Here is a 12,266-nt window from a genome sequence, read left to right on the forward strand (position 1 = left end):
TCCTTGTCATCGTGCTAAATTCAGTGGCCTTCTTGGAAATGTCCCTGAAAAAAACAATGATAAGGATTATTTTTTATTTGTATCAATCATTTTCTGAAGATGGTTTGCCGAGAGGAGGACATAACTCTGGAACAGAGATACTTGACAGTGACGGCGTTAACGAAATACATAAAGCGAAAATTCGATGTTGATCCACATTTACAGGATGTTTTTGTTAAAGGAGAGATATCGAACTTTAAGCAACATACTAGTGGTCATATGTATTTTACCTTGAAGGATGAGAAAGCCAGGATACTGGCAGTAATGTTTTCGAGCCAATCGAAGGGGATGAAATTCAAACCAGAAAACGGTATGAAAATTATCGTCAGAGGTGAAATTTCTTTATACGAGTCTAGTGGGCAATATCAAATATACATAAAAGAAATGCGACCGGATGGTGTTGGCGAATTATTCCTAGCGTTTGAACAGTTGAAACAAAAGCTAGAAAGTGAAGGATTATTTTCAAGACAAACGAAAAAAATGATTCCTGCTTATCCTGAAACAGTTGGAGTCATCACATCTCCAACTGGTGCGGCAGTAAGAGATATTCTCACAACGATCAAGAGGCGATACCCAATCGCGAAAGTAGTTGTGCTTCCTGCCCTTGTTCAAGGTGATCAGGCTGCGCCATCGATTGTGAAGGCCATCAATTTCGCTAATAAGGAACAGTTGGCTGATGTTTTAATTGTAGGACGTGGTGGAGGCTCAATTGAGGAGCTGTGGGCATTCAATGAGGAATCTGTGGCACGTGCCATTTTTTCTTCTAAAATCCCTATCATTTCAGCAGTAGGACACGAAACAGACTTTACCATCGCCGATTTTGTAGCAGACTTGCGGGCACCGACACCTACAGCCGCTGCTGAGTTGGCAGTACCGCATATTGATGAAATGGCTGAACGTGTATTAAGCAGGCAAACAAGATTAATACGAGCGATGAAAGAAAAGTTTAATTTTGAATTTAACCGGCTAACTCGTCTTCAAAAGTCTTATGCATTCAGGTATCCGCAAAGATTGTACGAACAAAAGCTTGAGCAATTGGACAAGATGACAGAGATGCTCGTTAGAGGTGCAAGTAAACTTTCAACATTGAAAGCGGAGCAACACGTAACATTAATGCGTCGTCTAAAGCGCAATCATCCAAAGCAGTTGCTTTTAAACGCAGACGAAAGACAAAAGCGATTACAGAAAAATCTTCATCGAAATATGGTGCAAATACTGTCCAATTACTCGAAGGAATATAATAGTCTAAATGCTACATTGCACGCCTTGAGTCCACTTAAAATAATGGAACGAGGCTACAGTCTTGTCTATAATGATGATAATAAGATCATAAAGAGTGTAAAACAAGTCAAAAAATCTGAAAAGATAACTATCAAAGTGACAGACGGTGAGTTACTTTGTGCCGTGAAGGAAATCAAGGAGAGTGAACAAGGATGAGTGCTGAAAAACAAATGTCCTTTGAAGAAGCGATGAACGAGCTTGAACAAATTGTTGATCGATTGGAAGAGGGAGACGTACCTTTGGAAGAAGCTATTGCCATTTACAAGAATGGCATGGAGCTTTCGAAACTTTGCCATGATAAGTTGAAAAACGTTGAAGAACAGTTGACCCAAATCATTACAGAGGATGGGAGAACAGAAAGTTTTTCTATTGGCGAGGAGGAATAAAAATTGAAAGAAACCCTTCTCGTACAGTTTTCTCAAAAATATAAGCTACTCCTAGAAGAATTCCTTCGCTCTAGTGTACAAGAACTTGAAACACCAAGTATTTTAAAAGATGCAATGCAATATTCTCTTGAAGCTGGTGGAAAAAGAATTAGACCGTTGTTGTTATTTGCGACATTAAAAGCTTTTGGGAAGAATCCACTTCAAGGATTGGAGACTGCTGCTGCAATTGAGATGATACATACTTACTCCTTGATTCATGACGATTTACCAAGTATGGACGACGATGATTTGCGCAGAGGCAAACCGACCAATCACAAAGTTTTTGGAGAAGCCATGGCTATCTTAGCGGGAGATGCCTTATTAACATACAGTTTTCAAATGGTTGGTAAAACCTCGAGCGAGCATGCCACAGCAGAAACAAAACTGCAGCTTATCATGGAATTAGCTAAAGCGGCTGGTGCTGAAGGTATGGTTGGTGGACAGGTTGCTGACATGAATGGAGAAGGAAAAGATTTGACACTAACGGAAATGGAATATATCCACATCCATAAAACCGGCAAATTGCTGGCGTATAGTGTAATTGCTGGGGCAATCCTTTCTGGAGCAACGAAAACTCAACTGCAATTACTGACTGATTATGCCTTTCATTTAGGTCTTGCATTTCAGATCCAAGATGACATACTTGACTTGGAGGGAAATCAAGAAATCATTGGTAAGCCAGTTGGAAGCGATACGAATAATCAAAAAAGCACATATCCATCATTATTAACGCTGGATGGTGCTAAAAAAGCACTTAATCAGCATATAACAGAAGCAGACCAATTATTAAAGAAATCTGGATTAGACATCGGATTGTTGAATGAAATTACTCTTTTGATTGCTTCAAGGGATCATTAATGATGTCGGTTTGAGACAAGCGTGCAATTATGTTATAATGTCTTAAGTTTTAATCGAGCGTTTTACATGCCGTTATCACTTTGGTGTTAGCGGCTTTTTGTCAATTACAACTAAGAAAATCTGTTTTTATTGTATGAACTTGAGTAAATTTCCCATTTCATTATAATAAAAGATAAAAAGTGATAAATTTCTACAGAAAAAGCGACGAAAGTGAGTGGTCCAACATGGATCTGTTATCAATAAAAGACCCTTCATTTTTAAAAGGTCTGTCAACAAAAGAATTGGAAGAACTTAGCCAGGACATTCGCCAGTTCTTGATTGAGAAGCTTTCTAAAACAGGGGGACATATTGGACCGAACCTTGGTGTAGTTGAGTTAACAATTGCCTTACATACATGTTTTAATAGCCCAGATGATAAAATTATTTGGGATGTAGGACATCAATCTTATGTCCATAAAATTTTAACTGGCCGTGCTGGCGAGTTTGATACTTTACGACAATATAAAGGACTTTGTGGCTTCCCGAAACGAATCGAAAGTGAACATGATGTATGGGAAACGGGTCACAGTTCTACCTCATTATCTGCAGCCATGGGTATGGCGATAGCAAGGGACTTAAAAAAGGAAGATACATTTGTAATACCTGTTATTGGTGACGGTGCATTAACCGGTGGGATGGCATTGGAAGCTCTTAACCATATTGGGCACGAGAAGAAAAATATGATTGTCATCTTAAACGATAACGAAATGTCTATTGCACCTAACGTTGGTGCCCTTCATAACGTTCTGGGCAAGCTCCGTACCGCTGGTAAATACCAGTGGGTTAAAGATGAGTTAGAATTATTGCTGAAAAAGATCCCAGCAGTAGGCGGAAAACTTGCCGCAACTGCAGAGCGATTAAAAGATAGCTTAAAATACCTTCTAGTGTCTGGAATCTTTTTTGAGGAAATGGGATTTACTTACCTTGGTCCAGTAGATGGTCATGATTATGAAGATCTATTGGAAAATCTTGCTTATGCCAAGAAAACAGAAGGACCTGTCATCTTACACGTCATCACGAAAAAAGGTAAAGGGTATTCTCCTGCTGAAAGTGATAAAACAGGAACATGGCATGGAACCGGTCCATATAAAATGGAAACGGGTGACTTTGTAAAGCCTGCATTAGTTCCTCCGCCAGCTTGGAGTAGCCTTGTGAGTGAAACAGTACGTAAATTGGCAAGAAAAGACGATCGAATTGTAGCGATTACACCAGCGATGCCAGTCGGTTCAAAGCTGGAAGGATTTGCGTCTGAATTCCCTGATCGAATGTATGATGTAGGGATTGCTGAACAGCATGCAGCAACAGTTGCCGCTGGCTTAGCAACTCAGGGAATGAAACCATTCTTGGCTATATACTCTACTTTCCTACAACGTGCCTATGATCAGGTTGTCCATGATATTTGCCGTCAGAACTTGAATGTCTTTATTGGTATAGATCGTTCTGGATTGGTAGGTGCAGATGGAGAAACGCATCAAGGTGTATTTGATATTGCTTTCTTACGCCATTTACCGAATTTAGTACTGATGATGCCGAAGGATGAAAATGAAGGCCAACACATGGTTAATACGGCGTTAGCTTATGATGACGGTCCTATCGCGTTAAGATTCCCTCGTGGAAATGGTATCGGTGTACCTATGGACGAACACCTAAGGACCATTCCGATCGGATCATGGGAAGTGCTGAAAGATGGTAGCGACGCGGCTATCTTGACTTTTGGAACAACCATTCCAATGGCAATGGAGGCGGCAGGATTACTTGAGAAACAGGGTATTTCTGTGAAAGTCGTCAATGCGCGTTTTATTAAACCTCTTGATGAAAAGATGCTTTCTAAATTGTTGCAGGAAGGAATCCCATTGCTGACAATAGAAGAGGCGGTCCTTCAAGGTGGATTCGGTAGTTCGGTGCTTGAATTTGCACATGATCATGGCTTCCACAATTCAGTAATAGATCGTATGGGAATTCCAGATCATTTCATTGAACACGGCAATGTGGATCAATTGCTCGAAGAAATTGATCTTACATTGGAAGAAGCGATGAAAAGATTGACGATTCTTTCAAGAAAAAAACAAAAAAGGGCCTAACTTCATGAAAATAAAGAAGGAACGAATTGATGTACTTTTAGTTGAACGTGGTTTAGTGGAAACAAGGGAAAAAGCAAAAAGAGCTGTAATGGCAGGTCTTGTTTACACTAATGAAGAGAGACTCGATAAGCCTGGTGAAAAGGTTAATGAGGATATTCCCCTTACAGTCAAAGGGAATCTGATACCTTACGTTAGCAGAGGTGGCCTTAAGCTTGAAAAAGCATTAAAGGTATTTGAAATAGATGTAAAAGACAAAGTGCTTTTGGATATTGGAGCATCTACTGGAGGATTTACTGATTGTGCCTTGCAAAACGGGGCTAGGATGTCCTATGCCCTAGATGTTGGCTATAATCAGCTAGCTTGGAAGTTGCGTCAGGATGACCGTGTTGTCGTCATGGAAAGAACTAATTTCCGATATGTTACACCAGCTGATCTTGAAAGAGAGATGCCAACATTTGCTTCCATCGATGTATCCTTTATTTCTTTATCACTCATTTTACCTGTTTTGAAAACGTTACTTGTTCCTGGAAGTGACATTGTGGCATTGGTAAAGCCTCAATTCGAAGCAGGTAGGGAACAGGTAGGGAAAAAAGGTATTGTCCGTGATGAGAAGGTTCATCTAGAAGTTCTCGAAAAAATAATTGCTCTATCCATTAATCAAGGGTATGATGTCATGAATTTGTCATTCTCTCCTATTACAGGGGGAGATGGTAATATAGAGTTTCTCCTTCACCTAAGCTGGTCAGGGGAAAATGAAGAAACGGGTAGTAATCAGCTATCTTTCCTTCCAGTTGAGGTCGTAAGAGATGCCCATAAAGAGTTGAAAACAAAGCAAAAGGATGAAGGGTAAGCTAAGGCTACCCTTCATCCTTTTTTTATGGTTTAGGAAATTATAAAATAAATTAATGTGGATAACTTTCTACGATTTTCTAATAATCCACCTCCAGCGCCCAGCCCCTCGGGGTTGTTTCAAAAATCCGAAACAACCTTAATTGTTTTCTAAAGCCAAAACAATTTTGGTCATAAGCCAAATCACTTCAGAAATCAGGACAAGGAACGCTTCGGCAGCATCATCATCGCACGAAGAAAAGGCGATAGCACAAGGAAAGCTTCCATGAATTCACATCGCACGAAATGATGCGATATGATCATGAGGATTTTCGAGGATGAACTGCGTGATTCGTCTTATGCCTGTCGGGGCTAAACAGGGCGCTTGCGCTTTTTGTTCCTTTGGCTATCTTGTAGTACCTTGTTGATTTTTTGCACTTTGGTGTTGGGAGCCAAGCGTCTGGAGTGGAAATCAATAGACCCTTTGTCAAAAAAATAATAAATGTACATTATCGACAAAATGGGCTAACATATGATTATAAATGACTATTAGAAGAAAGTTGTCGTACAAAGGTTTGAAATGATTAATGGAGTGATATTGAATGAATAAAGGACAAAGGCATATTAAGATTAGAGATATCATTGCCAACAATGATATTGAAACGCAGGATGATCTTGTGGACGAGCTGAAAAATGCGGGATTCAATGTAACACAGGCAACGGTTTCCCGTGATATCAAAGAACTTCATCTCGTAAAGGTTCCACTGATGAATGGCCGTTATAAGTATAGTCTTCCTGCTGATCAGCGCTTTAACCCTTTGCAAAAATTGAAACGGTCGCTAATGGATGCATTCGTAAAAATCGACTCTGCTGGGCATCTTCTTGTGATGAAGACTTTGCCGGGAAATGCAAATGCCATTGGTGCTTTAATAGATAACCTTGACTGGGATGAAATCCTTGGTACTATTTGTGGTGACGATACTTGTCTCATCATTTGTCGTACCCCAGAGGATACTGAACTTATTACAAATCGTTTCCTTGATATGCTATAGAAAGGGGAATGTATCTTGTTAACTGAATTATCGATAAAGAATTTTGCCATTATTGAGGGCCTGCAGGTTTCTTTTGAAAAGGGACTTACAGTTTTAACTGGTGAAACAGGCGCAGGAAAATCAATTATTATAGATGCCATCCACCTGTTGGTTGGCGGTCGTGGATCAGCTGAGTTTGTTCGTCATGGCGAAGACAAGGCTGAAATTGAAGGATTATTTATGATTGATGACCAAAGGCATCCGTGTTATGACCGGGCTACTGAATTTGGGATTGAAATAGAAGAAGGTATGGTCGTTTTACGTCGAGATATATCTCGTAACGGGAAAAGCGTTTGTAGAATTAATGGAAAGCTTGTAACGATTTCTACGCTTCGCGAATTTGGTGGTACGTTGGTTGATATTCATGGTCAGCATGAACATCAAGAGTTGATGGATGAATCCATGCACCTATCCCTACTCGATCAATTTGGGATGGATGAAATCCAACCTGCTCTAATGGAATATGCTGATATTTTTCATCGCTTTGAACAGACTCAAAACAAATTAAAACAACTTAGTGAAAATGATCAAAAGATGGCCCACCGCCTTGATCTTATTCAGTTTCAACTTGATGAGATTCAAAATGCCAATTTAAAACTGAATGAAGATGAAGAGTTGATGGAAGAGAAGCGAAAACTCGGTAACTACGAGCGTATTTTCTCATCGTTGCAATCAAGTTATTCTGCTCTTCAAGGCGATCAGAAAGGCCTTGATTGGATAGGGATGGTGGTTGGTTACCTTGAAGATGCGGCTGAACTAGATCCTGCCTACAAAGAATTGCACGAGTCAGTTTCGAATAGTTTTTACATATTGGAAGATGCATCACATAGCATGAGGAATGAATTGGATGCCCTGGAATTTGATCCACAGAGGCTCAATGAAATTGAAGATCGATTAAATGAAATTAATCAACTGAAACGGAAGTACGGTAAAACTGTTCAAGAAATCCTTGAGTATGCAGCGAAGATTGAAGAGGAAATAGAGACGTTGCAAAATAAGGAAACACACATCGGGCAGTTAGAAAAAGAGTTAACTTCCCTTAGGAAAGACTTAACGGTTGAGGCTAAAGAATTATCTTCCATTCGTCACAAATGGGCTATCAAATTAACGAAACTTATTCATAATGAGTTGAAAGACCTATATATGGCAAAGACTGTATTCGAGATAAGATTTGTTACTGACTTTGAACATTTTATGCGAAATGGTGCGGATAAAGCGGAATTTTATATTTCAACCAATCCGGGTGAGCCGCTTAAACCATTGTCAAAAATTGCTTCTGGTGGAGAACTTTCACGTATTATGCTTGCACTTAAGAGCATTTTCTCAAAACATCAAGGAATTACTTCCATCATTTTTGATGAAGTCGATACTGGTGTTAGTGGCAGAGTGGCTCAAGCCATAGCAGAAAAAATTTACAAAGTTGCAATAGATTCTCAAGTTCTTTGTATTTCGCATTTGCCTCAGGTTGCTGCAATGGCTGATACGCATTTATTTATTTCAAAGGTCACACGCTCTGGAAGAACGAAAACAGCTGTGTCCTCACTGTCAGAAAGCGATAAGATCAAGGAAATTGGTCGAATGATTTCTGGTGTAGAAATCACGGATTTAACAAAAAAACATGCCGAAGAATTACTTCATTTGGCAGCCGAAATGAAAATACCTTGAAAAGCTATCCATAACGGGTAGCTTTTTTATATTTATCTTAGTTATAAATGACTCTCAAGCAGGCAAAATTATAGATGTAGCCATTTTCGACGTGTGGATTAGAAGCGAGGAGAGTGAAAAGTTTGAAATTAGATCTACTTAGAAAGTTAATTGGTGGAATTCTCCTTGTTTCATTAATTGCCATTGGTTTTTCGAAACCGTTTCAACAATATATGAAAATGCCGAACAATGTTACAATTTTTGAAGGACAGGAGCTCACGTTTCCAAAGGCCTCTCCTGTTTCTGCATCGTTAACCTCTGATCAAGCGGGCATTGAATTAAAACAAGATAAGGATTCATTAGCAGTGCACGCAAGCAAATACGGCAATGATGAAATGTTACTTGAATTTGCGGGATTCCCAGTGAAAAAAGTTGACGTGAATGTATTAAAGAACTTTAAGGTAGTACCTGGAGGGCAATCGATCGGCGTAAAGCTTAATACTGTTGGTGTACTAGTCGTCGGACATCATCAAGTAAATACGGATGCTGGAAAGAAATCTCCTGGGGAATTGGCGGGAATTAAAGTAGGCGACATCATTACTCAAATAAACGGTACTAAAATTGAAAAAATGTCAGATGTCGCTCCGTTTGTTCAAGATGCAGGCGAAAGCGGAAAACCACTCGATTTAGTCATCACACGAGAAGAAGGAAAGATTTCAGCGAAGTTAACTCCTTTGAAGGAAAAAGGAGAAGATAACTTCAAACTTGGTTTATATATCCGCGATTCAGCGGCTGGTATTGGAACGATGACTTTCTTTCATCCGGAATCCAAGAAGTATGGTGCATTAGGTCATGTTATTTCTGACATGGATACAAAAAAACCAATCGTCGTGGAAGATGGAGAAATTGTAAGATCAACAGTCACTTCTATTGAAAAAGGGAGTCATGGCGACCCAGGTGAAAAACTAGCCAGATTCTCGTCAGATAAGGAAACAATCGGTAACATTACAAGAAATAGTCCTTTCGGAATTTTTGGAGAGCTTCATAAAGGGATGAAAAATGGCGTAATGGATAAAGCAATGCCAATATTGTTGTCCCATCAAGTAAAAGAAGGTCCAGCTCAAATTCTAACGGTAGTTGATAGTGATGAAGTTCAGTTATTTGACATTGAGATCGTAAGTACAATTCCACAAAAGTTCCCTGCAACAAAAGGAATGGTTATTAAGGTAACAGATCCTAAATTGCTTGAGAAAACGGGTGGAATTGTCCAAGGGATGAGTGGTAGTCCAATCATTCAGGATGGTAAGCTTGTAGGGGCGGTAACGCATGTTTTTGTAAATGATCCTACAAGTGGGTACGGAGTCCATATTGAATGGATGTTGAATGAAGCTGGAATTGACATATATGAAAAGCCTCATAAGAAGGCAAGTTAAGTTATTCAATCTGACGGGCAGCCATCAACTGCCCGTTTTTCTTTTAAATATAGACTTTGTGAGGTCTTATATTATCTGTCATTTAAGATAAATAAAGATTATTCGACAAAAAAGAGATGTTTTTCATGAGGGAAAGCGAATAAAGTCGAAAACTGAAGAAAATCAAAGAATACATAAGATTTTATACCTTTTTTGAGAAAAATTAAAAAAACGAAAGGAATTTTAGTTGCATTGTCGAATTTGTCATTTAGAATAGAAATTAGAGAAACTGAGAAAAGAGCGCATTATAGGAATCGAGGAGGAACCTGAGTTGAAAAAAATAAAAGTATGTGTTGTCGATGATAACAGGGAACTAGTTGGATTATTAGAGGACTATATTTCGTCCCAAGAAGATATGGAAGTAGTAGGAATTGCACATAATGGTCAAGAGTGTCTGGATATGATGGATAATGGCGCAGAGCCTGACGTTTTAGTCCTAGACATTATCATGCCTCACCTTGATGGGTTAGCTGTTCTTGAAAGAATGCGCGAAAAGAAAAATGCTTCTTTCCCTAATGTCATCATGTTAACTGCTTTTGGACAAGAAGATGTTACGAAAAAAGCTGTAGAGCTTGGTGCATCATATTTTATCCTGAAACCATTCGATATGGAGCATTTAGGAAATCACATCCGTCAAGTAAGTGGAAACAACAGTATGGTTTCTCGTAAATTCCCATCAACTAGCTTCCGCTCACAGCCAGATCCAAAACCGAAAAACCTCGATGCCAGCATAACTAGTATCATCCATGAAATTGGTGTGCCTGCACATATCAAAGGTTATATGTACTTAAGAGAAGCGATCAGCATGGTATATAATGATATTGAACTTCTCGGTTCTATTACAAAAGTTCTTTATCCAGACATCGCTAAGAAATACAACACAACCGCGAGCCGTGTTGAACGTGCGATTCGTCATGCGATTGAAGTGGCTTGGAGTCGCGGTAATATCGATTCAATCTCTACGTTGTTTGGTTACACTGTTAGCATGTCTAAAGCAAAACCGACAAACTCAGAATTCATCGCAATGGTCGCTGACAAGCTCCGCCTTGAGCATAAGGCTTCTTGAAAGGGTTAGAAATAAATAACATCAAAACAAAAACCTCTTTCCCGTGAAAGAGGTTTTTCAATGTGATATGTGGGTAGACAGAAGACGGAGCGAAGTCACGCCTTTCATTTGGATTAAATAAGTCATCATTGACGAGATAAATTTATGTTTTCCTGTGTTATGCTTATTAGGATTTAAGTCGCCACAGAAAAATGAAACTAAGGCTTAGTTACTTAATTCATGCATAATATTGAATAGGGGATTTTCTATTGGTCTTTCTTTTCTGCTTCAAGTTCCATCAGCTTTTTTAATAATATGTGCTGAGGCATGTGCATGATTTGTTCTATAGGCACATTAAGTTTTTTAGAAAGAGCAATAGCCGTATCGGCTGAAATTTGTAAAGGTTTCATTTTAAGCCTCCAATTTTTATAAGGGAAGTGGTAATATGACTAAAATTATAGCACACCGTGGCTATTCTGCGTTGTTTTCAGAGAATACAATGACTGCTTTCGTCGAAGCAGAAAAGAGCGGTGCAGAGGGTCTTGAAATTGATGTACAACTCACAAAAGATGGAGAACTGGTTGTAATTCACGATGAGAAGTTGGATCGAACGACTTCTGGAACCGGATGGGTTAAAGATTTTACATTTGCTGAAATCAGAAAACTAAATGCAAATATTCTTTTTAAGACACAAACGAAAAAAGAGCCGATCCCTTCATTGGTTGAGTTACTGGACTGGATAAAGTCAACAAATCTTATCTTAAACATTGAATTAAAAAATGGCATCCTCCCATATGAAGGTATGGAAGAAAAAGTTATAAGTTTGGTAAGAGCACATGATTTGTCGAGTAGAGTCATCATTTCTTCTTTTAATCATTATAGTATCGTCAAGAGTTTCCGTCTTGCTCCTGAGATTGAGACGGCCCCATTATATTCTGAAGGTCTTTATATGCCTTGGATTTACGCTCAATCGATTGGTGCCAAGGGGATACATCCCAAATATATTGCCGCGAATGATTTCATAGTAAAAAGCGCGATGGAAAATGGAATTGCAGTCAGACCATATACCGTTAACAAGGAATCGGAAATGCGACGCTTAATAAATGTTGGATGCTCCGCGTTTGTAACGGATGATCCTGTAAAAGCGCTGAAAATAAGAAAACAAAGTGAAAAGAGACCCTCGTAGGTCTCTTTTGTCATTTTTTGAAACGATTCTGTACTTTATTTCTTTTTCGGTCACGATGAAGGATGAAGCCAGCTACAAAGCCTAGGCCGATTAAGAAAAAGAGTAATCCTACAAGAAATTGTAGAGGTAGGAAGGGTATGGGCGGCTGAAGTACGCCAAAAACTGTATCACGCATTAACTTTATTCCAAGTGCAGCTATGAATCCAGGTACTAACATGATGATAAGAGCAATGATTCGTTGCATATATAAGTCCCTTTCAAAAAGCATATGTTCTCT

Annotated in this window: 12 protein-coding genes; 10 read left to right on the forward strand and 2 right to left on the reverse strand. The window is 39.1% G+C overall.

What is annotated here, in order from left to right:
* Window positions 1-99 precede the first annotated feature (99 nt).
* From xseA to spo0A, 9 genes are all read left to right on the forward strand, one after another.
* Complete coding sequence (gene xseA / locus BMZ31_RS07615) at window positions 100-1,476, forward strand: exodeoxyribonuclease VII large subunit (protein WP_090831125.1); 1,377 nt, start codon at window positions 100-102, stop codon at window positions 1,474-1,476.
* Complete coding sequence (locus BMZ31_RS07620) at window positions 1,473-1,706, forward strand: exodeoxyribonuclease VII small subunit (RefSeq protein WP_090831126.1); 234 nt, start codon at window positions 1,473-1,475, stop codon at window positions 1,704-1,706. Before xseA ends, BMZ31_RS07620 begins: the two co-directional genes overlap by 4 nt.
* A gap of 3 nt (window positions 1,707-1,709) precedes the next feature.
* Window positions 1,710-2,603 carry a polyprenyl synthetase family protein gene (locus BMZ31_RS07625; protein WP_254778663.1) on the forward strand — a complete coding sequence of 298 codons (894 nt, stop codon included), beginning with the start codon at window positions 1,710-1,712 and terminating at the stop codon, window positions 2,601-2,603.
* Between the two features lie 224 nt (window positions 2,604-2,827).
* Window positions 2,828-4,723, forward strand: coding sequence for a 1-deoxy-D-xylulose-5-phosphate synthase (gene dxs / locus BMZ31_RS07630; protein WP_090831127.1), 1,896 nt, complete (start codon window positions 2,828-2,830; stop codon window positions 4,721-4,723).
* 4 nt (window positions 4,724-4,727) lie between these two features.
* Window positions 4,728-5,573: a TlyA family RNA methyltransferase gene (locus tag BMZ31_RS07635; protein ID WP_090831128.1), complete on the forward strand. Its 846-nt coding sequence runs from the start codon at window positions 4,728-4,730 to the stop codon at window positions 5,571-5,573.
* Between the two features lie 580 nt (window positions 5,574-6,153).
* Window positions 6,154-6,603 carry a transcriptional regulator AhrC/ArgR gene (gene argR / locus BMZ31_RS07640; RefSeq protein WP_090831129.1) on the forward strand — a complete coding sequence of 150 codons (450 nt, stop codon included), beginning with the start codon at window positions 6,154-6,156 and terminating at the stop codon, window positions 6,601-6,603.
* A 15-nt stretch (window positions 6,604-6,618) separates the two neighbouring features.
* The gene (gene recN / locus BMZ31_RS07645) at window positions 6,619-8,307 is read left to right on the forward strand and encodes a DNA repair protein RecN (protein WP_090831130.1); all 1,689 of its coding nucleotides are present in this window, start codon (window positions 6,619-6,621) and stop codon (window positions 8,305-8,307) included.
* A gap of 122 nt (window positions 8,308-8,429) precedes the next feature.
* The gene (spoIVB, locus tag BMZ31_RS07650) at window positions 8,430-9,719 is read left to right on the forward strand and encodes a SpoIVB peptidase (protein ID WP_090831131.1); all 1,290 of its coding nucleotides are present in this window, start codon (window positions 8,430-8,432) and stop codon (window positions 9,717-9,719) included.
* Between the two features lie 310 nt (window positions 9,720-10,029).
* Window positions 10,030-10,824, forward strand: coding sequence for a sporulation transcription factor Spo0A (gene spo0A / locus BMZ31_RS07655; RefSeq protein ID WP_090831132.1), 795 nt, complete (start codon window positions 10,030-10,032; stop codon window positions 10,822-10,824).
* 245 nt (window positions 10,825-11,069) lie between these two features.
* Here spo0A and BMZ31_RS07660 read toward each other — a convergent pair whose 3' ends face one another.
* The gene (locus tag BMZ31_RS07660; RefSeq protein WP_090831133.1) at window positions 11,070-11,213 is read right to left on the reverse strand and encodes a YycC family protein; all 144 of its coding nucleotides are present in this window, start codon (window positions 11,211-11,213) and stop codon (window positions 11,070-11,072) included.
* Window positions 11,214-11,248: 35 nt separating this feature from the next.
* On the opposite strand from BMZ31_RS07660, the gene BMZ31_RS07665 reads away from it, so the two are divergent.
* Window positions 11,249-11,989 (forward strand): glycerophosphodiester phosphodiesterase, encoded by a 741-nt coding sequence (locus tag BMZ31_RS07665; RefSeq protein WP_090831134.1) that lies wholly within the window; start codon window positions 11,249-11,251, stop codon window positions 11,987-11,989.
* A gap of 10 nt (window positions 11,990-11,999) precedes the next feature.
* Here the strand turns inward: BMZ31_RS07665 and BMZ31_RS07670 are convergent, their stop codons facing one another.
* Window positions 12,000-12,233, reverse strand: a complete 234-nt coding sequence (locus tag BMZ31_RS07670; protein ID WP_090831135.1) for a DUF2627 domain-containing protein — start codon at window positions 12,231-12,233, stop codon at window positions 12,000-12,002.
* Window positions 12,234-12,266: the final 33 nt, after the last annotated feature.

Source organism: Bacillus sp. cl95 (genome assembly GCF_900115925.1).
Taxonomy (GTDB): Bacteria; Bacillota; Bacilli; order Bacillales; family Cytobacillaceae; genus Neobacillus_A.

Excerpts from the sequence above, each read along its gene's own strand:
- xseA (WP_090831125.1), top strand. The coding sequence starts at position 100 with ATGGTTTGCCGAGAGGAGGACATAACTCTGGAACAGAGATACTTGACA.
- BMZ31_RS07620 (WP_090831126.1), top strand. The coding sequence starts at position 1,473 with ATGAGTGCTGAAAAACAAATGTCCTTTGAAGAAGCGATGAACGAGCTT.
- dxs (WP_090831127.1), top strand. The coding sequence starts at position 2,828 with ATGGATCTGTTATCAATAAAAGACCCTTCATTTTTAAAAGGTCTGTCA.
- BMZ31_RS07635 (WP_090831128.1), top strand. The coding sequence starts at position 4,728 with ATGAAAATAAAGAAGGAACGAATTGATGTACTTTTAGTTGAACGTGGT.
- argR (WP_090831129.1), top strand. The coding sequence starts at position 6,154 with ATGAATAAAGGACAAAGGCATATTAAGATTAGAGATATCATTGCCAAC.
- BMZ31_RS07660 (WP_090831133.1), bottom strand. The coding sequence starts at position 11,213 with ATGAAACCTTTACAAATTTCAGCCGATACGGCTATTGCTCTTTCTAAA.
- BMZ31_RS07665 (WP_090831134.1), top strand. The coding sequence starts at position 11,249 with ATGACTAAAATTATAGCACACCGTGGCTATTCTGCGTTGTTTTCAGAG.
- BMZ31_RS07670 (WP_090831135.1), bottom strand. The coding sequence starts at position 12,233 with ATGCAACGAATCATTGCTCTTATCATCATGTTAGTACCTGGATTCATA.